A 21,640-nucleotide genomic window follows, 5' to 3' on the forward strand; every position below is an offset into this window, starting at 1 on the left:
ACAACCGGGCGCCCTAATCACAGCGTACGTACCATGCATACGCCATGGCTGCCTCTTGGGTCTGAGCCAGACCGTCCATCACGGAGATTTTGAAATGACCGACGCTCATAAAGAAACGATCAAGGTACTCAACGACCTCATCGAGACATCGAAAGATGGTGAGGCTGGTTTCAAGGATCTCGCCGAGAACACCAAAAACGCCGAACTCAAAGGCGTCTTCACCACCGCTGCTGCCGACACCGCTTCCGGCGCTGCCGAGCTGCAAGCCTACGTCCGTCAACTGGGTGGCGAAGCTGAAACCACCACCAGCGTCGCTGGCGATCTGCACCGTCGTTGGGTCGACCTGAAGTCGGCCATCACCGGTAAAGACGATGTTGCCCTGCTCAACGAAGCCGAGCGTGGCGAAGACGTTGCCAAGAAGAGCTACACCAAGGCTCTGGAAAACAAGGATGTGACCCCCGAGGCACACGCCCTGATCCAGAAGCAATTCGAAGGCGTAATGCGCAACCATGACAAGATCAAGGCCCTGCGTGACGCAGCTCGCGCTCAGAAATGAGTGAAGGGCTTGGGCGGCTGCCAAGGCCGCCCGAGCCGTGCTTTTCCCGCCACGTCCCCCGCCTCGACAACACCCCTGCCCTCGCGCGACTTACTCAACGTATCACGTAGCCTGCAACTGGGGCCGGTACCTTGACGTCACCCTGAAAGCGACGCCATTCCTTCTCGATTTCCTTGTAACCCATGAACACGCTCACACGCTTGGCATCGGCCAGGTCGCTGTTGGTCAGGTTTTGGGTGTAGTGCGTGGGCACGAACGCCACTGTCATACCGACCACGGAGCCGTCTTTGCCATACACCGGCCCGCCGGACATGCCTACGGCGCTGGGACCATCATGGATGGAATAGAGCACGCCATCATTGAGGTTCTGGAGCAGCAGCTTGCCTTCCTTCACCTGACCACTGCCTTTGACGGGCATCAGCAAAGGGCTGAAACCCACAGCGGTGACGCTTTCGCCAACTGTTGCCTGACGCCAGTGCGGCGCCGAAGTGGCTTTGCGCTTGATGAAGACCACGTCGCCGCGACCGCGGTACGCGACATCACTCAGATAAGGCGTGTGTTTGGCGGAAACTGCATAGTCCTCGTTCCATTGCACGGCCGAGGCTTGATACAGAAGAGGGGCGGGAAGACTGGAGGTGACCATGAAAGCGTCTTTGTAGGCAGCATCGCTTACAAAGGGAGTCGGGATGCCATTACAGCCGGAAAGAAGCAGGCCGAGGGTCAGGCAGATAGATCGATTCATTGTGTTCCAATGGAGCAATCCCATTTCTGGGATTATAAAAGCAACCTTGCTTGCGTGGTTCTCACCCCTCTGGATGAGAATAGGTTCGCTTGCGCGAGTGTTTGTAAAGACCCTGGATGCCAACGCAGGCCTGTAGCGCTACGTGGAAATCCAGGCCGCCATTGTTCCCTGGCGATCCTGTCGGATCGTGACTGACAGCATGATCGGGTGTCGGTCGGCATGATCGTGAAGCTCAAGAGCTGCACGGGGCATGTCGAACCAAGCAAGGCCATGACGCCCTGGATTAAGGGACGCAATAACCGATGATGGCATTGTGCCATCACTTGTTGCGAACAAACGACTGCGATGAAGGCTTTTGGCCCTCATGTGTTCGCTTGTATTGGGGGTATCGGTCGAGTCGTCAGAGACTTTAATATCACAGTGACACTACTGTGACGTGGTTCCGCTTTGCGTGCCAAACGGTCCACCAGGGACCGTTCACAACGCCCAGAGCGGCCCATTGGCAAACCTGGATTCGATCCACACCTTGAACGCCAGAACGGTGGCCGCCGGGAATTTCGAGGACGGCCGTATCAGGTAGACCCCACCCACTGAATCCAGTCGCCAGTCGGGCAGCACCTGAACCAGCTCGCCTGACGCCAACTCACGGCTCATCAGCCACTCGCCGGCGCCGAGAATGCCCACGCCCGCCAACGCGGCGCTGAGCAAGGTTTCGCTGTCATTGGAGGTCAGGGTGCCCTGGGTCGTCACGCTCTCCTGCCGCTGCGCATGGTGCAGCCGCCACTCGGGAAACGACGCCAGCCCGCTGAAGCGCAGGCAGTTGTGCCGGACAAGGTCGCTGGGGCTGAGCGGCATGCCGAACCGTTCGATGTAGGCGGGAGCCGCGCAGAGTATGCGGCGATGGTCGCAGAGCTTGTTGGCGATCAGCCGGCTGTCGTCCAGCTCGCCGATGCGCAGGGCCAGGTCATAGCCCTGCTCGATGATGTCGACGACGTGTTCGCTGTAGTCGGCAATGATCGAAACACCAGGGTGCGCGCTTAGAAATTCGGGCAACAGCGGCGCTATCCACAGGCGCCCCATGGCAGCCGGCAGCGCCAGGCGCAGGACGCCGCGCACCTGCGTGACGCCCGAGGTGGCCTGCTGCTCGGCTTCGGCGATCTGGGACAGCGCCGAGCGCAGGCGCTGTTCCAGCTTCGCGCCGACGTCGGTAATGCGCACCTGGCGGGTCGAGCGCTCCATGAGTCGCACGCCCAGCCGCTTTTCCATGGCGGCCAGGCGTTTGGAAATCACCGTGGGATGACGCTGCAGCAAGCGACCGGCGGCGACGAACGAGCCCTGGCTGGCGACGGCCAGGAAGGCGGCGATCTCGTCGCTGTGCTGACTGTCGAGCAGGTCCGGGGTCATGGCGTCAGAACGATCGCCCCGCCCGACTGCCCCGACTCGAGTGCCTCATGGGCACGCGCTGCTTCGGCCAGCGGATAGGTCTTCCAGATCCGCGGCGTGATGATCCCCGCCTCGACCGCTGCCAGCACGTCGGCGGCGCGCTCCTGATACTCGGCGGCGGATGCGGTATGAGCCACGATCGACGGCCGGGTCAGGAACAGCGAGCCCTTGCCATTGAGGGTGGACAGCTCGACCGCCGCCGGAGCGCCCGAGGACGCCCCGAACGACACCATCAGGCCCCGCGGTCGCAGGCTGTCCAGGGACGCCTCGAAGGAGATCCGTCCGATCGGGTCGTAGACTACGTCCACCTTGCGCCCCTGGGTCAACTTCGCCACATCCGCAGCCAGCGTGGCCGCATCGAACACCAGCACCTCGTCGCAGCCCACGGCCTTGGCCCGCTCGATACTTTCGGGCTTGGACACCACACCGATGACGTACGCGCCCAGGTGCTTGGCCCACTGGCCCATGATCTGCCCCAGGCCACCGGCGACGCCGTACAGCAGCATCGTCGTTTCGGGGCCCACCGGATAGGTGGATTTGAGCAGGTATTGCGCGGTGATGCCCTTGAACAGCGCCGCCGCCGCCTGCTGGAAGCTGACGTCAGCGGGCAGCTTCACCAGACGTTCCGCAGGATAGAGCCGCTGCGCCGCATAGCCGCCCAGCGGGCCTGTGGCATAGGCCACGCGGTCACCTGGCTGTACATTGGTGACCCCTGCCCCCACCGACACCACGGTACCGGCACCTTCCAGGCCGAGGCCGGACGGTAGCGGCACCTTGACCGCACCGTTGCGCTGGGTGACGTCGAGATAATTCACGCCAATGGCCGCCTGCTGCAGCCACACCTGCCCCTCCCCCGGCGCCTGCTCGGCCACAGTGTCCTCCCACAGCACGGAAGGTTCGCCCGGTTGATTGAAACGGATCACTGCGGCCATGTCGTTCTCCAGTCGGTCAGTAGTGCGAGTGAGTATGGAAACTCGCTCGGGGTTCTACAAGACGGTGGAATTGCAGTATATACCTGCATGGGGTGCAGCAATCTTCAGCGGATAAACGGCTCAGTCGCCGCCACCATCGAGCTGCCAGACCTGAGGCCCGACAAAAAAGGCGCGTGCATTGTCCTCGAGTGATTCCAGGTGGTAGCCACCCTCCTGAACGATCACGCACGGCAGACCGAGGCTGCGCACCCGCTCGCCCAATCGAGCGAAGCCTGCGGTGGTCACTGCCACCTTGCTTTGCGGATCCAGTTCATAGATGTCGAAGCCCAGCGACAGCACCAGCACGTCGGCGCCAAACGTGGTCACCGCGTCGAGTGCCAGCTCCAGCTTGTCCATGAACACCGACTCGGTCGAGCCATGGGGCATTGGCAGATTCAAGTTGAATCCCTCGCCCGGCCCGGCGCCGCGCTCATCGTCGAAACCCGCAACACCGGGGTAGAAGTTGGTCGGGTCGCCATGGATCGATACGTAGAGCACGTCATTGCGCTCGTAGAAGATTTCCTGAATGCCCTGCCCATGGTGCATGTCACTGTCCAACACGGCGACCTTGGCATAACGGGCAAGCAGCGCCTGGGCTGCCACGGCGGCGCTGTTCACGTAGCAGAAGCCACCGGCGGCCTCGGCGCGCGCATGGTGCCCGGGTGGACGGCACAGCGCATAGGCGGCGGGTTCTCCGTCGAGTACGGCCTGAGCAGCAGCCACGGCACACTGCGCTGACCAGTAGGCTGCGTGCCAGGTATGCTCGCCAACCGGGCAACTGCCATCAGCCAGGTAGCGCCCCGCTTGCGCGAGGATGCCGCGCAGGGCATTGGGCTCGCGAACGAAGATGTTCGACATGACTTCATCGCCCCAGTCCTCAGGCACCTCTTTCCAATGCTGGTGCGCCTCCTGCAGGAATACCAGGTACGCGGAACTGTGCACGGCCAGCAAGGGTTGCATACCGGAGTCGCCAGGCTGTTCGATGGCAAAGCCCAGCGACTCGGCGGCCTTCACCAGGTTCAAGGCACGCTCGGGGATTTCCTGCGGCGTGCGCATCTGACCTCGGGAGTAATAGCTGCGCGGGTGATGAAGCAGTTGTTCTGGGTGAAAGAAACTGCGCATGACGGGTTCTCCGAAAAAGTGATGGGCTCAGCGCGGTTGCGTGACACCGGCCATTTCAAGGTCGTGAGCGGCGGCGTGACGGCGCGCCAGCGCCAGGACGCATACCAGCGAGGTGCCTGCGATCAAGGTGTAGAACGCTGCCATCGGCCACCACTGACCGGCATAGGTATGAGCCAGCCAGGTACCGATCAAGGGAGTAAGGCCGCCCGCAACCGCGCCGCACACTTGATAGGCCAGGGAAATGGCGGTGTAGCGCACGCGGGTGGCGAACATGCCGCTGACGAAACCGGCAATCACGGCGTAGAACGACGCCATGCAGATCACCGCCAGGGCAATCCCCAGGATGATCTTGCCGGGCTCGCCACTGCTCACCAATACGAACATCGGGTACGGCGAGGCCATCGCAAGGGTCGCCACCAGCGCCAGAAACCGTGTGGCACCGATTTTTTCGGCGATCCACGCCGCCGCCGGCTGAATACAGAATTGGATGACCGAAACCACGAACAGGCACTCCAGAATGAGCGAACGCGGCAAGCTCAATTGCTGGGTTGTGTAGGCGATCATGAAGGTGTTGGTGAAGTACACCCCGGCAATGCCCAAGGTGTTGGCGCCGATGCACAACAACAGCGGTCGCCATGCTGTTTTCAGGACCTCCACCACCGGTGCCTGCTCGGTGTGGCCTGGTACACTGCGAGCGTGTTCGGCCTTGGCCTTGTCGTCGAGAAACTCGGGCGACTCGTTGACGCCCAGACGAATCATCAAGCCTACGATCAACAGCAGTGAACTGGCCAGGAACGGCAGCCGCCACCCCCAGCTCATCAGGTCGGCTTCGGGTAGCCGGGTCACCGCGCTGAATGCCAGCAATGACAGGATCAGGCCCGCCGGGCTGCCCAACTGGGCGAACGAGGCAAAGAAATTCCGTCGCCCCTTGGGAGCGTGCTCGCCGGCCATCAGCACTGCTCCGCCCCACTCGCCGCCCACGGCGATACCCTGGACGATCCGCAGCAGGATCAACAGTACCGGCGCCGCAACGCCGATCTGTGCGTAGGTCGGTAGCAGGCCGATGCAGACGGTGACCACGCCCATCATCAACAGGGTAATGACCAGCGACTTCTTGCGCCCGATCCGGTCACCGACATGGCCGAAGATGATGCCCCCCAGCGGTCGCGCAAAGAAGCCCACCGCAAAGGTCCCGAAGGCCGCCATGGTGCTGAACAGGGCATCCGTGGAAGGAAAGAACAACTGGCCGAACACAAGCGCGGCGGCCGTGGCGTAGATGTAAAAGTCGTACCACTCGATCATGGTGCCGATGAACGCAGCGGCGGCGGCCCGTTTTGGCTGCGCTTGAGCAGGACGGTTCATGGAATTGAGACTCCCGTAGAGGTTGTTGTTTTGGCAGGAGATAAACGAGGTCGCTGCGCTCTGACGGCGCTTGCTGGAAATGATTTTTCGGCGCAGGGCTATGATTAGTCAATGTTCTATTTATTATGCATATTATAAATCCGAGTGATAATTGGACGAACGATGGAAGAAGGTCGCCGCGAACTCCCCCTGCTCAACGATCGTCTGGACTGGAACCTGCTGCGTACCTTCAGGGTGATCGGCCAGGAGCTGAGTATCAGCCGCGCTGCCGCACGCCTGCACTTGACTCAACCGGCGGTCAGCCAGGCATTGAAGCGCCTCGAAGAGCAGTTGGGCTATCAGCTCATCGCTCGCCGGGGACCGCGCTTTGACCTGACCGAAGCCGGGCACAAGATCTTCGCCACCGCCGGCGAGATGTATGGCCAGGTTTCGCAGATGAGTCAGACCCTGGAGCAGCCGGGCGATGATGTAGTGGGCAAGGTGCGGATACTGATGGTCAGCCGCATCGTCAACACCCGCTTCGACCAGTACCTGGCCACGTTCCACCGTCGGCATCCCAGGGTCGATTTCGAGATCGACGTGATGCGCAGTTCCGACATCGTCAGCGCGCTGTTGGAAAAGACCGCCAGCTTGGGTGTCAGTCTCAACCGCCGAATGCAGCCACGGCTCGAACAACGCCTTTTTCAGCGTCAGCGCTACATGTTCTATTGCGGCCAACACCACCCGTTGTACGGCCAGGCCGGGCTGACGCTGGAGCAGTTGCAGGCGGAGAACTTCGTCAGTTTCACCAGTGACCAGATTGGCGGCATGCTCTCGCCACTGACGATCTTCCGCGACCAACAGGGGTTCAGCGGCAGAATCGTCGCCTCATCGCCCAGCCTCGAAGAAATTCGTCGTCTGGTCATCGCCGGCATGGGCCTGGGTTGCCTGCCCGAGCATGTGGTGGCCGAGGATGTCGGCAATGGCCTGCTGTGGCAACTGCCGCCCTATGAAGGCGTGGCCGATGTCGATATCCACCTGCTGTGGAACCGCGACCAGCGCAGGACACGGGCGGAAACGGTGTTCACCGATGGCCTGGTGCGCTGCATGGCCGAGCCGGCCTGATCCTCAGACCGAGTCCACCTGCAAGCCTTCGATCGCCTGCTCGAAGGCTTGCAGGAATACGGTTTCGGCGCGACTCATGCGCTGGTCGCGGTTCCACATCAGGAACACGTCGACATCGACCACGCCTTCGGCGGGCGGCAGCCGCCAGATCAATCCGTTGTGCAGGTCGATGTCCACCAGATGTTCGGGTAGGCAGCCCACGCCGTAGCCGGCGATGATCAGCCGGCGGATCTCCTCGAAGCTGGAGGACGAGGCGACGATCTTGCCGGTAAACCCCTGCTGGTCGCGGAACATGGTCAGCGGCGAGAGATTGCCGCCCACCTGATCGCTGGTGAAACTGACGAAATTCTCGCTCTGCAACGCTTCGAGGGGCAGCTTGCGCTGACCGAACAGGCGATGGCGCTTGCCGCAGAAAAACGCATAGCGTTGGCGCAGTAGTCGTCGACGCTCCAGCTTGGCTTGCGGAAACCGGCACAAGCCCAACCCCACGGTGGCCGTGCGCTGGCTCAGCGCGCTCTGAATGTCGGAACTGCCCATCACTTCGACCTCCAGTTCCACTCTGGGATGGTCACGATGGAACTGCACCAGAAAATCATCGTACAACGCCGACTGCACCTTGCTGATGGTCAGAATACGGACCTTGCCGACCACATCGTCCTCGGGGCTCTTGAGCGTCGCTGACAAGCGCGCAACGTTGCCGTAGATCTCCTCGGCGATCCGCAGCACTTCTTCGCCGGCCGGTGACAGATCGAAGCGTGGCCCACGCCGCAGGATCAATGGACACTCCAGCTGTTCTTCCAGGCGTTTGAGCGACTGGCTCACCGCAGATTGGGTGAGGAACAACCGGGCGGCCGCGCGGCTGATGCTTTTTTCCTGGCCGATGACCAGAAAGGCTCGCAGCAGATTCCAGTCGAGCCGATCGCTCAATAAACGCCGAGTATGCCAGTGCTTGGGACTGTCCTCGGGATGCACATTGTTCATCGCCCACCATCAGTAACCTGGCTAATAATCAGATTAAGTATTAGCAAATTGATTAAACATTCAGGTTAAGGGATAAAACCAGCCAGCGCCACAATCCGGGACCTGACAAGGAACTCACATGCAAAAGCTCGACGACATCGACCCTGTAGAGTGGCAGGCACGTTGCGAATTGGCAGCCCTTTATAGACTGGTCGCGCACTTTCGCATGACCGACCTGATCGATACCCACATCACCCTGCGCATCCCAGGTCCGGAGCACCACTTTCTGATCAACCGCTACGGTGTGATCTTCGAACACATGAAAGCCAGTGATCTGGTGCGTATCGATCAACACGGCACTGTCATCAACGCGGATCCGTCGATCAGCCGAGTCAACGCGGCCGGCTTCGTGATCCACTCGGCCATCCACATGGCCCGTCCCGATCTGAACTGTGTGATCCACACCCATACTGCCGCCGGCATGGCCGTTGCCGCGCAGGAGCATGGGCTGTTGCCGATCAGCCAGCACGCACTGCGCTACTACGGCAACCTGGCCTATCACACCTACGAAGGCATCGCGCTGTCACTGACCGAACGTGAGCGTCTGGTGGCAGACCTGGGCCCGCACAAGGCGATGATCCTGCGCAATCACGGTCTGCTGGCCGCCGGCATCAGCGTTGGTCACGCGTTCCAGGAAATCCACTTTCTGGAACGCGCCTGCCAGGCGCAGATTCAAGCCCTCTCTGGTAACACCAAGCTGGTGTATCCCAGCGAAGAGGTATGCCGGCTCACAGCCGCACAGTTCGCGCGCGACGAAGCCGACGAGATTACCCACCTCGGCTGGCTGGCGGCCCTGACCCTGATCGAAGACCAGCGCGAGGTCTACTGCTCATGACCACTGTCGTGCTGCTGAGCAAGGACCCCGGCTTGCTGGTGCAGTTGCAGCAGGCGTTTGCCGAGCACGCGCCCGAGTTGCGGACGGTGCTTGCCGATGATCCTGCCGCAGAGCAGGCGATCGTCGCCGCTTGCTGGTACCCACCGGCCGGCAGTCTGGGGCGCTTGCCCGACTTGCGCCTGGTGCATTCGGTGGCCGCCGGTGTCGATCACCTACGCACCGACCCCAGCGCTGCGGACCTGCCAGTGTGCCGAGTCGTCGACCCCGACCATCGCCGTGGCATGATCGAGTACGTGCGCTGGACAGTGCTGCACTATCACCGCGACTTCGATCGGGCCATCCACCAGCAAAGGCAAGGTCAGTGGCTCCGTCACCCTCAACGCACGGCTGGGCAGTTCAAGGTCGGCGTCATGGGTCTGGGCTCACTGGGCGCTGCGATTGCCGCAGACCTGGCCGGCGCAGGCTATGCCGTGCGTGGCTGGGCACGCAGTGAACGGCAGTTGGCCGGAATCGCCTGTCATCACGGACCCGAGCAGTTCGACGACTTTCTTCAAGGCCTGGATCTGCTGGTCAATCTGCTGCCGTTGACCGATGCCACCCACGGCATTCTCGATCGGGACACTTTCGCGCGCCTGGCCCGCGGCGCTGCAGTGGTCAACGGCGGACGCGGCCAGCACCTGGTGATCGACGATCTGCAAACAGCGCTGGCCACCGGTCAACTGCGCGGGGCAGTGTTGGATGTGTTCGAGCAAGAACCATTGCCCAGCGATCATTCCCTGTGGCAGATGCCTGGGGTGGTGGTCACGCCGCACATGGCATCGGCCGCCTCCCATCCCTGCATCGTGCGTCAGGTCGCCGAAAACACCCGCCGGCTGCTCGCCGGTGAAGTCCTGAACCATCGGGTCGACCCATCGCTGGGCTACTGAGCACCTACCTGGTGTGACCCACCTGTTGAAACCGGTCTGTAGAAACCGGCCCGGATGAACAGAGCCAAAAGAGAGATTCCATGAACGTATTGAAATGCAACGGCGAACGGCTATGGCAGAGTCTGATGGACATGGCCAAGGTAGGCGCCACGGACAAGGGCGGCAACTGTCGGCTGGCCCTGTCGGAGGAAGACCGGGCGGGCCGCGAGTTGTTCATCGGCTGGTGCCGCGAAGCCGGCATGAGCATCACCTTCGATGCCATCGGCAACCTGTTCGCCCGGCTTCCCGGCTTGAATGACCAGCTACCGCCGGTCGTCATGGGCAGTCATCTCGACACTCAGCCCAAGGGTGGGCGGTTCGACGGTATCTATGGTGTCCTCTGTGGCCTGGAAGTAGTGCGCAGCCTTGCCGATGCGGGGGTCCGCAACAAGCGCCCGATCGAGATCGCCGTATGGACCAACGAAGAAGGCGCACGCTTCACGCCCGCCATGTTCGGCTCTGCCGTGTTCACCGGCAGCCTGGCGCTGGACGCCGCGCTGAACGCCTGCGACAGCGAGGGTGTCAGCGTGCGCCAAGCACTTGAGAGCATCGGTCATGGCGGCGATGCGCCGTTCCAGCGCCCTTTCGATGCCTACTTCGAAGCTCATATCGAGCAAGGCCCGATTCTGGAAGACAACGGGCTGCCGGTCGGCGTGGTCACGGGCGGGCAAGCCATCTGCTGGCTCGATGTGCAGGTGCAGGGCCAGAGTGCCCATGCCGGCACGACACCCATGGCATTGCGCAAGGACGCCTTGTTCGGTGTTGCCGAAATGGCCGGGCAACTCGAAGCGCTGGTTGCGCAGTTCAATCCACAGGGCTTGGTGACGATCGGCCAAGTGAACATCGCCAAGTCATCGCGCAACACGATCGCAGGCAGCGTGACGTTCACCGTCGACCTGCGCCATCACCAGGATGAGCAGATTGACCTCATGGAACGGCAGGTCCACGAACGCTTCCAGCAGGTCGCCGATGCGCGCGGCCTGGCGCTGAGCATCGAGCGCCACTGGCTCAGCCCCGCTACCCCTTTCGACGGCGACTGTGTCGAGGCCGTGCGGCGTGCGGTGCATGCGTTGGACTACCCCCATCAAGACATCGTCAGCGGCGCAGGCCACGACGCCATCCTGCTCGCGCGACATTGCCCCACCACCATGGTGTTCATTCCCTGCATGGGCGGGCTGAGCCACAACGAAGCCGAAGCCATAGACCCGCAGGATGCGCGCAAGGGCTGCAATGTGCTGCTCAATGCCGTGACCGAACGTACACAACGCTGAGAACACTGCAGGTGCCGCCTCGGTGGCGGCCGTGCGACGAGAGTCCGTCGAGCCTCCGTTTCTATAACAAGCTTCACCCATAAAGCGCCCGGACGCGGGCGCCGCATCACTCGCTATCTGCCGCCCTAAACACATTCCGTTGTGCAACGGCTCATTTTGGAGACAGGCATGAACAGTTCTGCGTGCGCACCCGACTACCTGGCTACACCGCAAGCCCCGGTCAACATGAGAAAGGTCGCTGTTGCCAGCGTCATCGGCACCACCGTCGAATGGTACGACCTGTTCGTCTTCGCGACCGCATCGGCGCTGGTGTTCAACAAGATCTTCTTTCCCGCGTTCGACGCGCTGGTCGGCACATTGCTGGCCTTCGGCACCTTTGCCTCGGCATACGGCGCACGTATCGTCGGGGCAGCGCTATTCGGCCATTTCGGCGACCGACTGGGGCGTAAATCGATGCTGCTGATCTCGCTGCTGGTCATGGGCGCTGCGACCTTCGCCATCGGTCTGCTGCCCGATTACGCCACCATCGGCATATGGGCGCCGATACTGTTGTTGACGTTGCGCATCATCCAAGGCCTGGCGCTGGGCGGCGAATGGGGCGGTGCGGTGTTGATGGCGGTCGAGCATGCCCCGGCCCATCAACGCGGCCTGTACGGTTCGTGGGTCCAGATCGGTGTACCGGCCGGCACCATGATCGCCAACCTGGCATTTCTGGCGATCGCCAGTTCACTGTCTACCGAAGACCTGCTGGCCTGGGGCTGGCGGATTCCCTTCCTGGGCAGTGTGCTGCTGATCGCCGTGGGCCTGTACATCCGACTGAACATCACCGAAACGCCTGCCTTCAACCAGGCCCAGGAGCGCGACCAAGAGGTCAAGGTGCCGCTGGCGGAAATCTGCCGCAAGTACTGGAAACAGGTGCTGCTGGGTGGTATCGCCACGATGTCCACCGGTTCGTCGTTCAACATCATCGTCGCGTTCGGCCTCACCTACGGCACCCAGACCCTGGGCTTCACCCGACCTGTGATGCTCAGCGTGGTACTGGCCTCCTGCGCCCTGTGCATCTTCCTGCTGCCGGCTTTCGGCGCGCTGTCCGACCGCTGGGGCCGCAAACCGGTGATCATCGGCGGCATCGTTGCCGAAGCCTTGGTGGCATTCCCGATGTTCTGGTTGATGGACACGCGCGAGCTGCCGCTGGTGTTCCTCGGCTACATGCTGCTGATGACGGCGTTCGCCGCCAACTATGGCCCCATCGCCACGTTCCTGGCCGAACTGTTCGGCACCAAGGTGCGTTATTCCGGGCTGTCGGTGGCCTACATGCTGTCTGGCCTGCTGGGCAGTGCGGCAACGCCCATGGTCACTACGGCGCTGCTGAACTGGACCGGCAAGGGCTCGTCGGTGGCCTGGTACCTGATCGGGTCCGCGTTGCTGTCGCTGATCGCCTTGTTGCTGTTGACCGAAACCTTCAAACGCGACCTGACCACCGCTGGACCCAAGTCCACCTAAGCCAATGTCTGGCCCCGTGCAGGTGGCCAGGCAATTCTTTTCCAACCCGTGCTCGAACGAGGTATGACATGAAGCGCATAACTGCCGCCCCAGGCACGATCGGTCCGGTCGGCCCGTACTCGCAAGCGGTGATCAGCGGCAACCTGGTGTTCACCGCCGGGCAGATTCCCGCTCGTGACGATTTCGATTTACAACCTGCCGACTTCGAGGATCAGGTTCGCCAGACCCTGCGCAACCTCGAAGCGATATTGATCGCCGCAGGTTCGGACTTCGAGCATGTAGTGAAGGTGAACGGGTACTTGACCGATCCGGCGCAGCTGGAACCCTTCAACCGGGTCTACACCAAGGTGCTGGGCCATGCGCCACCAGCGCGCACCACCGTGTGCGTGTCGCTGTGGGGAGTGGCGCTGGAAATCGACTGCGTCGCCGAACTGATCGACAAAGAGGCAACGGCATGAGTGATGAACAGCAACTCGAAGCAAAACTGCAGCAGGTGAGCTTTGCGACCTTGGGGCATTTTCTTGAAGAAGGCTTTGTCAGCTACGCCATCACCTCGCAGCTGAGCGGCGTCAAAGTGGTCGGCCGGGCGCGCACCCTCAAGGTCGCGAACGCCGATGCCCTGGCAGTGAATCAGGCCCTGGTCGACCTGCAACCCGGTGAGGTACTGATCATCGATATGCAAGGCGACCACCACCACGCCTGCGTCGGCAGTGTCACCTGCTGCGCCGCCATGGCAAAAGGTGCTCGGGGTCTCATCGTCGACGGCGTGGTCACCGATATCAATGAGCTGCGCACCGCCGGCCTGCCTGTCTTCGCCCGCGGTACCAGCCTCTTGACCACCAAGTTGCAAAGCGATCCCACCAGTGCGCAGAACGTGACCGTGCAGTGTGGAGGCGTCAGGGTCAGCCCAGGCGACTGGGTACTGGGGGATGACAATGGCCTGCTGATCACCACTGCTTCGGCATTGACGGCGGTCATCGACATTGCTTTGGCCAGCGATGCTGCGGAACCTGCCCTTTTGCAGCGTCTGCAGAGCGGTGAGCCTGTCGAGAGCGTATTGCGCTTGAGCTGATCGGCCCAACACGTTCGTGTTACTTGGGTAGGCTGCCCTGCACGTTTTGAGTGCAGGGTTCCCAACTGAGTGCACGGCTGGTTATTGCACTTGCCGCTTGCCAGAGTAAATTTCAAGCCTGAACAATGGTTTACCTGCAATGGCCTGATACTTGCTCTGCGTATCGGGTCACTCCCCACGTGACACCAGTTTCCCCCAGCGCCCCCACGCTCTGGGTGACCCGGCCCCAACGATGCGGCCGCGGTTCACAAGCGAAACGCTCGACACCCGTTCAGCCGACAGCGTCGTCGGTCACGTGAAATCAGGCCCCACCTTCCCTCGCCTGCATTTCATCCAGCCCCACTCCTCTCCTTTTCCGGTTTGCACGGCGGCCCGTTCGGCTGTCCGCGATCCGGCTGGCGATGGCATGACGGGGTTGGTTTCAGGAGCACTGAGCATGGCTATCAATCGTCGTACCTTCCTGCGTTCGTCCGCCATTTCCGCTGCCGCATTGTCGGCGTTGAGCTTCAAGAGCCTGTCGGCCTTCGCCGCCGACGACGCGATCAAGATCGCCTCGCTGTACGACAGTTCGGGCGGCCTGGACATCTATGGCAAGCCGATCGTGGATGCTTTGACGTTCGCCACCGAAGAGCTGAACGCCCAGGGCGGCCTGCTCGGCCGGCCGCTGAGCCTGATCAAGTACGACACCCAGTCCAACATGCAGCTGTACGCCCAGTACGCGCAGCAGGCGGCGCTCAAGGATCGTGTGGCGGTGGTGCATGCGGGCATCACCTCCGCGTCCCGTGAAGTGGTGCGTCCGGTGCTGGACCGCTACAAGACGCTGTACTTCTACGACAACCAGTACGAAGGCGGCGTGTGCGATCGCAACTTCTTCGGCACCGGCGTGACCCCAGGCCAGACCGTGGAGAAGCTGGTGTCCCACGTGACCCAGAAGTGGGGCAAGAAGGTCTACATCGTCGCGGCGGACTACAACTACGGGCAGATCGTCACCGCCTGGGTGAAGAAGTACGTCGAGCAGGCTGGTGGGTCGAGCGTGGGGATCGAGTTCTTCCCGCTGGACGTGACCAACTTCGGCGCCACCATCTCGAAGATCCAGGAAGCCAAGCCGGACTTCGTCTGGTCGGCTCTGGTCGGCGGTGCTCACATGTCGTTCTACCGACAGTGGAAGGCCGCCGGCATGACCGGCAAGCTGCCGATCGCTTCGACCACCTTTGCTGGCGGCAACGAGCACATCGTGCTCTCGCCCGAAGAGTGCAACGGCATCCTGATCTGCCAGAACTATGTGCAGGAACTGCAGACCCCACTCAACACCGCGTTCGTCGAACGCTTCCACACCCGCTTCGGCGCCGACTATCCGTACATCACCGAACTGGCGATGGGCGCGTATCAGGGCATGATGCTGTGGGCCGAGGGCGTTCGCCAGGCCGGTTCGATCGAGCGCATGGCGGTCATCGAGGCGCTGGAGAAAGGCATCAGCCTGGACCTGCCCAGCGGCAAGGTCAGCATCGACCCGGCCACCCACCATTGCATTCTGGACGTGCACATCGCCGAGGTGCGCGATCGCCGCCTGGAGGTGGTGCAAAGCTTCGCCCAGCAGGCCCCTTCGGACACCGCCGCGGTCTGCGACCTGGTCAAGAACCCGCGCGATGCCAAGCAATACAGCATCGCGCTGTAAGGAGACGGACATGGATTGGGCCGCGATTTTTTCCCTGCAGATCGTCGGCGCCATCGCCACGCTGGTGCTGCTCAGCATCGGTCTGGCGGTGGTGTTCGGCATGATGAAGATCATCAACCTGGCGCATGGCGAGTTCATGATGCTCGGCGGTTACGTCGCCGTCCTGGCAACTCACCATCTGCATGTGCCGATCTGGATCTCGATCCTGGTGCTGGCGCCGCTGACGGTGGGCGTGTTCGGCATGCTGGTCGAGCGCTTGCTGATACGCCACCTGTACGGCCGCATGATCGACACCATGCTGGCGACCTGGGGTTTGAGCCTGGCGTTGACGGGCACGGCGACCATGCTGTTCGGCAACACCACCGTGGGCATCAGCTCACCGTTGCCGGGTATCACCCTGGGTGCCTATCAAACCAGTGGCTACGGGCTGTTCGTCATCGCCGTGGCCGTGGCGGTATTGCTGGGGATGTGGGCGCTGCTGCGCTTCACCCAGTTCGGCCTGTGCGCCCGGGCGACCATGCAGAACGCCAGGATGGCCGCCGCCCTGGGTGCCAACCCGGGACGCATCTACAGCCTCACCTTCGGCTTGGGCGCGGCCCTGGCCGGGCTCGGCGGCGCGGTTCTCGCACCGCTCACCGGGGTGATCCCGACGCTGGGCGCCAGCTACATCGCCAAGGCCTTCATCACCGTGATCGGCGGCGGCAGCGCTGTGATCACCGGCACGCTGAGTGCGGCCGGTGCGTTCGGCGTCATCAGTCAGGTGGTGACCTTCTTCAGCACCCCGGTGTTCGGTGAGGTGGCCCTGTTGCTGGCCGCCATCGTGTTGATCCGCGTGTTGCCTCAGGGCATCACCGGTCGGTTCTTTCGGAGGGCGTTCTGATGCCTGTCGCATTTCGTGATCTGCTGCCGGTGCTCGGCTGCGCACTGGCCGCCGTGCTGGTCGGCGTTCTGCCGTATTGGCTGGACCTGTTCACCCTGCTCTCGCTGACCATCTACCTGGTCATGGCCCTGCTGGCGCTGAGCCTGGCGTTCATCTGGGGCTTTGGTGGCATCCTGTGTTTCGGGCAGGCCGCGTTCTTCGGCCTGGGGGCCTATGCCTATGCGGTCGGTGTCCTGAACATCGGCGACAGCACCTGGCCGGTGTTGCTGGCCATTGCCGTGCCCGCCCTGTTCGCTGCGGCCATGGGCTACTTCATGTTCTACGGTGGCATCAGCGATGTGTACCTGGGCGTGATCACCCTGGCGGTGACGCTGATTCTGTTCAACGTGATGAACTCCACCTCGGGCAGCGAATACCACATCGGCAGTGCGTTGCTGGGCGGTTTCAACGGCATTCCGGCGATCCCGACGCTCAACGTGCCGTTCGATCCCGAGCGCGTGCTGGAGCCCGAAACCTTGTTTCAGGTGATCGGCGGCGCCTTGATCCTCTGCTACCTGGGCCTGCGCGGGCTGCTCGCCAGTCGCTTCGGCAAGGTGGTAGTGGCCATCCGTGAAAACGAGCAGCGCGCCGGATTGCTCGGCTATGACACGCGCCTGCACAAGCTGATCGTCTTCAGCCTGGGCGGCGGCATCGCCGGCCTGGCCGGGTGCCTGTACGCCAACTGGGGCGCGTTCGTCAGCCCGGGTGTGTTTGGCCTGGCGCAGTCGGCGCAGATCATCATCTGGGTCATCGTCGGCGGTCGCGGTACCTTGTTCGGGCCGATCCTGGCCTGCATCGGCCTGCAGGCGCTGATGGCACGCCTGGGCGAACAGCAGACGGTGGACAGCGGCCTGGTGCTGGGCGCGATCCTGCTGACCTTCGTCATGCTGCTGCCGCGTGGCTTGCTGCCCAGCCTTGGCACGTTGGCCGGGCGCGTGTTCAAGCGTCGTCCCGCTTCCACCAGCGCCGTGCCACAGGAGGGCGCCGTATGAGCGTGCTTCTGCAAACCCAAGGTCTGGGCGTCAGTTTCGGCGGCGTGCACGCCGTAAAAGCGGTGGATTTCACCCTGCACCGCGGTGAACTTCGCTGCCTCATCGGTCCCAACGGTGCCGGTAAAAGTACGTTCTTCAAACTGCTCAGCGGGCAGCTGAAGCCAACTCACGGCAGTTGCCACTTCCAGGCCGAGCGCATCAGCGGCCTGCCGCCGCACCGTATCGCGCGCCTGGGCATCGGCATCAAGACGCAGACACCCAGTGTGTTCGACGGCCTCGATGTACTGGAAAACCTGCGCCTGGCCGCCAGTCGCAACCAGAGCGCCGCCCAGGCCCGGCAAACCGCCGAGCAGACGCTGCAGCGCATCGACCTGAGCGAACACCGCCACCGTCTGGTGGGCGACCTGGCCCACGGTCAACGGCAATGGGTCGAGCTGGGCATGATCCTCGCCTCGAAGCCGACCCTGGTGCTGCTGGACGAGCCTGCTGCCGGCATGACCTACCAGGAAGTGCGCAAGACCGCCGCCCTGATCAAGGAGATCAACACGCACAGCACGGTGGTGGTGGTCGAGCACGACATGGAGTTCATTCGCCTCATCGCCGGCACGGTCACCGTGTTCAACCAGGGCGCGGTGCTGGCCCAAGGCAGCTTTGCCGAGGTGACTCAGAACCCATTGGTGCGCGAAGCCTATCTGGGCAAACAGGAGATCAAACATGCTTGAAGTCAATGGATTGTGTTCCGGCTACGGGCGCGTGCCGGTGCTGCGCGACATCGCTCTGCGCGGCGCCACCGACAGTTGCATCGGCGTGCTCGGCCGTAACGGCATGGGCAAGACCACCCTGCTGCGCGCGCTTATCGGGGAGCTGCCGGCGCTGTCGGGCAGCGTGCAGTTCGCAGGCCAGGACCTGAGCCGCGCCGACGCCAGCCAGCGGGCACGGGCCGGCATCGGCTACGTGCCCCAGGGCCGGCAGATCTTCCCGTTCCTGACCGTCGGCGAAAACCTGCGCATGGGCTGCGTGAAGCACTTCGCCGACGCTCCGGCCACCATCGAGCGGATCCTGGCGTATTTTCCACGTCTGCAACGGCTGCTCGACCAACCCGGTGGCGCCTTGTCGGGCGGCGAACAACAACTGCTGGCCCTGGCGCGCTGCCTGTGCGGCAACCCGAAGCTGATCCTGCTCGACGAACCCACCGAAGGCATCCAGCCCTCCATCTGCGACGAGATCATCGAAACCCTGCAACGCCTGCGTCGCGAACAAGGCCTGGGCATCATTCTGGTGGAACAGGACATCGACTTCCTGACGGCGCTGGCCGATCGCATCCTGATCATCGAGAACGGCCAGTTGGTCGATGAAGTCGACCCCGCCAGCACCACCGCCGAAGCGCTTGCCGAGCGCTTCATGGGCTTTCATTCCTGAGGATTCATCGTCATGTCCATTCAACGTCCCACCCAGGCCGAGCTTGCCGAAACCGGCCGCCAACTGGGTCTGCACCTGCAAGCACCGTTACTCGAGCGATACGCCGACATCCTCGAAGCCGTCTGGCAGGACTATGACCGCCTCGACCATTTGCAGCCTGCCAGCGTCCCGCAACGCTACCCCAGAAGCACCGGGCACCTGCCGACGCCTGCGCAGAATCCCTACAACGCCTGGTACGTGCGCACCGATCTGCATGGGGCGGCGGGCGGCAAGCTGAGCGGCAAGCGCGTCGCCCTCAAGGACAACATCTGCCTGGCCGGGGTACCCATGATGAATGGCGCCTCGACCCTGCAAGGGTACGTGCCGGACGTCGACGCCACCGTGGCCACGCGCGTGCTCGACGCTGGCGGCAGCATTCTGGGCAAGGCCCACTGCGAGTTTTTCTGCGTGTCGGGCAGCAGCCATACCAACGCCACCGGCGCGGTGCACAATCCGCGCAATCCGGGCCACTCCACTGGAGGATCGTCTTCAGGCTGCGCCGCGCTGATCGTCGCGGGCGAAGTGGATCTGGGCATCGGCACCGATCAAGGCGGTTCGGTGCGCATCCCGGCAGCCTATTCCGGCATCTACGGGATGAAGCCGACCCACGGACTGGTGCCCTACACCGGCATCATGCCCATCGAAATGACCCTGGACCACGCCGGCGTGATGAGCGCCACGGTGGCCGACAATGCCCTGCTGCTCGAAGTGCTCGCCGGTGCCGATGGCCTGGATCCGCGCCAGGATCGGCAGATGCCGGTGCAGGCCTATACCCAGGCGCTCGGCGCGGGTGTTTCGGGGCTGCGCATCGGTGTGGTCCGCGAGGGCTTCGGCCACGCCAATTCCGAAGCCGACGTCGACGCCGCGGTGCGCCGGGCGGCCGGTCTGTTCGCCGAATGGGGCGCGCAGGTGGAAGAGGTTTCCATCCCCCTGCACGCGCTGGGTCATGCCATCTGGACGCCAATTGCCGTGGAAGGCACCACGCAGCTGCTGCGCGGCTACAATTACGGCTCCAACTGGAAAGGCTTGTACGTGGAGAGCCTGATGCGCGCGCAACAAGACTGGCAGCAGCAGGCCGACGCGTTCCCCCATGACCTGAAGACCTGCCTGCTGGCAGGCCACTATGCCCACCAGCGATTCGGCGGCCAGTACTACGCCCGGGCACAGAACGCCGCGCGCCAGCTGCGCGCCGCCTACGACGAGCAGTTCGCCCGCTACGACCTGCTGCTCATGCCGACCGTGCCACTCAAGGCGCCGAAACTGCCGGCCGCCGATGTCACGCCCGCGACCTGGGTCACCCGCGCCCTGGAAATGAACGCCAATACCGCCCCGTTCGATGTCACCGGCCACCCGGCCATGTCCATCCCCTGCGGGCTGGCGGCAGGGTTGCCGGTGGGCCTGATGCTCATCGCCCGCGACTACCATGAGGCGACTCTCTACCAGGCCGCGCACCACTTCGAACAACACATCGACTGGGAAAGCCTGAGTTCATGAACGGCGACGATTACAAGGTAGGCCTGCTGTTCTCCCGCGCCAGCCTCACGGCGGCGTCGGAAACCGCGCAGGCCAATGCCACCCACCTGGCCATCGCCGAGGTCAACGACAGCGGCGGGATCGACGGCCGCCGCGTGACAGCCATCGACGGCGACCCCGGCGCCGATCCGAACGATTACCGCGACAGCGCGCTGCACCTGTGCGACCACCATCAGGTGCAGGTGCTGTTCGGCACGCACATGTCGAGCACGCGCAAGGTCGTGCTGCCGGTGGTCGAAAGCCGTCGGCGCTTGCTGTTCTATCCAACGCTTTACGAAGGTTTCGAATACTCGCCGTACTGCTTCTACACCGGCTCGGCCCCCAATCAGAATTCGCTGCAGCTCGCCCGCTACGTCCTGCAGACCTATGGCGGGCGCGTGCTGTTCGTGGGCGGTTCGTATGTCTATCCCTACGAATCGAACCGCATCATGCGCGAGCTGTTCGAGCAGGCGGGCGGCGAGATCGTCGACGAGATCTACCTGCCTTTCCATGCCACGGCGGAGGACTTCGAGCGAGTCATGCAGCGGGTGCGCGAGACCGCACCCGACGCCATCTATTCGACCATCGTCGGCAGCGACATTCCCTCGCTGCACCGGGCCTACCGCCAGGCGGGCTTCGATCCTGCATGCCTGCCCATCGTCAGCCTGGCCACCAACGAGGTCGACGTGCAGGCCATGACCGACGAAGAAGCCGAAGGCCACATCTCGGCCGCACCTTGGTTCTCGACGTTGCAGACGCCCGCCAGCCAGGCGTTCGTCAGCCGCTATCGCGCGCGCTTCGGCGAAGGGGCCGCCATCACTGCCGGCGCCGAGGCCGCCTATTTTCAGGTGCACTTGTTCGCCCAGGCCGCGCGCCGCGCCGCCGACGATTCGGTGCAGGCCCTGCGCGAAGCCCTGGCCGGCGCTCGCTTCGATGCACCTCAGGGCACGGTGCAGATCGACCCGCAGACGCAGCACACCTGGCTGTGGCCCCGCATTGCCCGGCTCGACGACCGACGCCAGTTCCAACTGGTGCTGGAGAGCGCCGAAGCGGTGCCGCCAAGCCCCTACATGGTCGACTACCAGATGGACGCACAGCCATGAGCTGCCGGAGGCCGA

General features: G+C 63.1%; 21 protein-coding genes. 15 read left to right on the forward strand and 6 right to left on the reverse strand.

Translation table 11 applies throughout. The annotated features are described in order from the left end of the window. Positions 1-94 precede the first annotated feature (94 nt). Positions 95-556 (forward strand): PA2169 family four-helix-bundle protein, encoded by a 462-nt coding sequence (locus BLV18_RS14155; protein WP_056843640.1) that lies wholly within the window; start codon positions 95-97, stop codon positions 554-556. 94 nt (positions 557-650) lie between these two features. On the opposite strand, the gene BLV18_RS14160 is transcribed toward BLV18_RS14155, so the two are convergent. From BLV18_RS14160 to BLV18_RS14180, 5 genes are all read right to left on the reverse strand, one after another. Next, entirely contained in the window at positions 651-1,199 is a 549-nt protein-coding gene (locus tag BLV18_RS14160; RefSeq protein WP_090359386.1) for a S1 family serine peptidase, read from the reverse strand. Between the two features lie 576 nt (positions 1,200-1,775). After that, on the reverse strand, positions 1,776-2,702 hold the full coding sequence (locus BLV18_RS14165) for a LysR family transcriptional regulator (RefSeq protein ID WP_090359388.1): 927 nt from the start codon (positions 2,700-2,702) through the stop codon (positions 1,776-1,778). After that, the gene (locus BLV18_RS14170) at positions 2,699-3,673 is read right to left on the reverse strand and encodes a quinone oxidoreductase family protein (protein WP_090359390.1); all 975 of its coding nucleotides are present in this window, start codon (positions 3,671-3,673) and stop codon (positions 2,699-2,701) included. The genes BLV18_RS14165 and BLV18_RS14170 overlap by 4 nt, the downstream gene beginning before the upstream one ends. A gap of 120 nt (positions 3,674-3,793) precedes the next feature. Further along, positions 3,794-4,834 carry a histone deacetylase family protein gene (locus BLV18_RS14175; RefSeq protein ID WP_090359393.1) on the reverse strand — a complete coding sequence of 347 codons (1,041 nt, stop codon included), beginning with the start codon at positions 4,832-4,834 and terminating at the stop codon, positions 3,794-3,796. Positions 4,835-4,861: 27 nt separating this feature from the next. After that, a complete protein-coding gene (locus tag BLV18_RS14180) occupies positions 4,862-6,196 on the reverse strand; it encodes an MFS transporter (RefSeq protein WP_049858935.1) in 1,335 nt (444 codons plus the stop codon). A 162-nt stretch (positions 6,197-6,358) separates the two neighbouring features. Between BLV18_RS14180 and BLV18_RS14185 the strand changes: the two genes are divergently transcribed. Further along, positions 6,359-7,300, forward strand: coding sequence for a LysR family transcriptional regulator (locus tag BLV18_RS14185; protein ID WP_090359395.1), 942 nt, complete (start codon positions 6,359-6,361; stop codon positions 7,298-7,300). Between the two features lie 3 nt (positions 7,301-7,303). Here BLV18_RS14185 and BLV18_RS14190 read toward each other — a convergent pair whose 3' ends face one another. Next, entirely contained in the window at positions 7,304-8,281 is a 978-nt protein-coding gene (locus tag BLV18_RS14190) for a LysR family transcriptional regulator (RefSeq protein WP_090359397.1), read from the reverse strand. A gap of 118 nt (positions 8,282-8,399) precedes the next feature. On the opposite strand from BLV18_RS14190, the gene BLV18_RS14195 reads away from it, so the two are divergent. The 13 genes from BLV18_RS14195 (at position 8,400) to BLV18_RS14255 (ending at position 21,625) form a co-directional block, all read left to right on the forward strand. Next, entirely contained in the window at positions 8,400-9,155 is a 756-nt protein-coding gene (locus tag BLV18_RS14195; protein WP_049858938.1) for a class II aldolase/adducin family protein, read from the forward strand. Beyond that, positions 9,152-10,081 (forward strand): 2-hydroxyacid dehydrogenase, encoded by a 930-nt coding sequence (locus tag BLV18_RS14200; protein ID WP_049858939.1) that lies wholly within the window; start codon positions 9,152-9,154, stop codon positions 10,079-10,081. The genes BLV18_RS14195 and BLV18_RS14200 overlap by 4 nt, the downstream gene beginning before the upstream one ends. Before the next feature lie 80 nt (positions 10,082-10,161). Further along, on the forward strand, positions 10,162-11,391 hold the full coding sequence (locus BLV18_RS14205; protein WP_090359399.1) for a Zn-dependent hydrolase: 1,230 nt from the start codon (positions 10,162-10,164) through the stop codon (positions 11,389-11,391). A gap of 168 nt (positions 11,392-11,559) precedes the next feature. Continuing rightward, positions 11,560-12,894: an MFS transporter gene (locus BLV18_RS14210; RefSeq protein WP_090359401.1), complete on the forward strand. Its 1,335-nt coding sequence runs from the start codon at positions 11,560-11,562 to the stop codon at positions 12,892-12,894. Positions 12,895-12,962: 68 nt separating this feature from the next. After that, positions 12,963-13,352 carry a RidA family protein gene (locus BLV18_RS14215; protein WP_090359404.1) on the forward strand — a complete coding sequence of 130 codons (390 nt, stop codon included), beginning with the start codon at positions 12,963-12,965 and terminating at the stop codon, positions 13,350-13,352. Further along, positions 13,349-13,966, forward strand: a complete 618-nt coding sequence (locus BLV18_RS14220; protein ID WP_090359406.1) for an RraA family protein — start codon at positions 13,349-13,351, stop codon at positions 13,964-13,966. Before BLV18_RS14215 ends, BLV18_RS14220 begins: the two co-directional genes overlap by 4 nt. A 436-nt stretch (positions 13,967-14,402) precedes the next feature. Continuing rightward, entirely contained in the window at positions 14,403-15,641 is a 1,239-nt protein-coding gene (locus BLV18_RS14225) for an urea ABC transporter substrate-binding protein (RefSeq protein WP_056843648.1), read from the forward strand. Positions 15,642-15,651: 10 nt separating this feature from the next. Next, the gene (locus BLV18_RS14230; RefSeq protein ID WP_090359408.1) at positions 15,652-16,521 is read left to right on the forward strand and encodes an ABC transporter permease subunit; all 870 of its coding nucleotides are present in this window, start codon (positions 15,652-15,654) and stop codon (positions 16,519-16,521) included. After that, positions 16,521-17,552 carry an ABC transporter permease subunit gene (locus tag BLV18_RS14235; RefSeq protein WP_049858946.1) on the forward strand — a complete coding sequence of 344 codons (1,032 nt, stop codon included), beginning with the start codon at positions 16,521-16,523 and terminating at the stop codon, positions 17,550-17,552. Before BLV18_RS14230 ends, BLV18_RS14235 begins: the two co-directional genes overlap by 1 nt. Further along, positions 17,549-18,274 (forward strand): ATP-binding cassette domain-containing protein, encoded by a 726-nt coding sequence (locus BLV18_RS14240; RefSeq protein ID WP_090359410.1) that lies wholly within the window; start codon positions 17,549-17,551, stop codon positions 18,272-18,274. Before BLV18_RS14235 ends, BLV18_RS14240 begins: the two co-directional genes overlap by 4 nt. Continuing rightward, positions 18,267-18,971, forward strand: a complete 705-nt coding sequence (locus BLV18_RS14245; protein ID WP_049858948.1) for an ABC transporter ATP-binding protein — start codon at positions 18,267-18,269, stop codon at positions 18,969-18,971. Before BLV18_RS14240 ends, BLV18_RS14245 begins: the two co-directional genes overlap by 8 nt. A 12-nt stretch (positions 18,972-18,983) precedes the next feature. Beyond that, positions 18,984-20,504: an amidase gene (locus BLV18_RS14250; protein WP_090359412.1), complete on the forward strand. Its 1,521-nt coding sequence runs from the start codon at positions 18,984-18,986 to the stop codon at positions 20,502-20,504. After that, entirely contained in the window at positions 20,501-21,625 is a 1,125-nt protein-coding gene (locus BLV18_RS14255) for a transporter substrate-binding domain-containing protein (protein WP_090359414.1), read from the forward strand. Before BLV18_RS14250 ends, BLV18_RS14255 begins: the two co-directional genes overlap by 4 nt. Positions 21,626-21,640: the final 15 nt, after the last annotated feature.

It is taken from the genome of Pseudomonas coleopterorum (genome assembly GCF_900105555.1).
Taxonomy (GTDB): domain Bacteria; phylum Pseudomonadota; class Gammaproteobacteria; order Pseudomonadales; family Pseudomonadaceae; genus Aquipseudomonas; species Aquipseudomonas coleopterorum.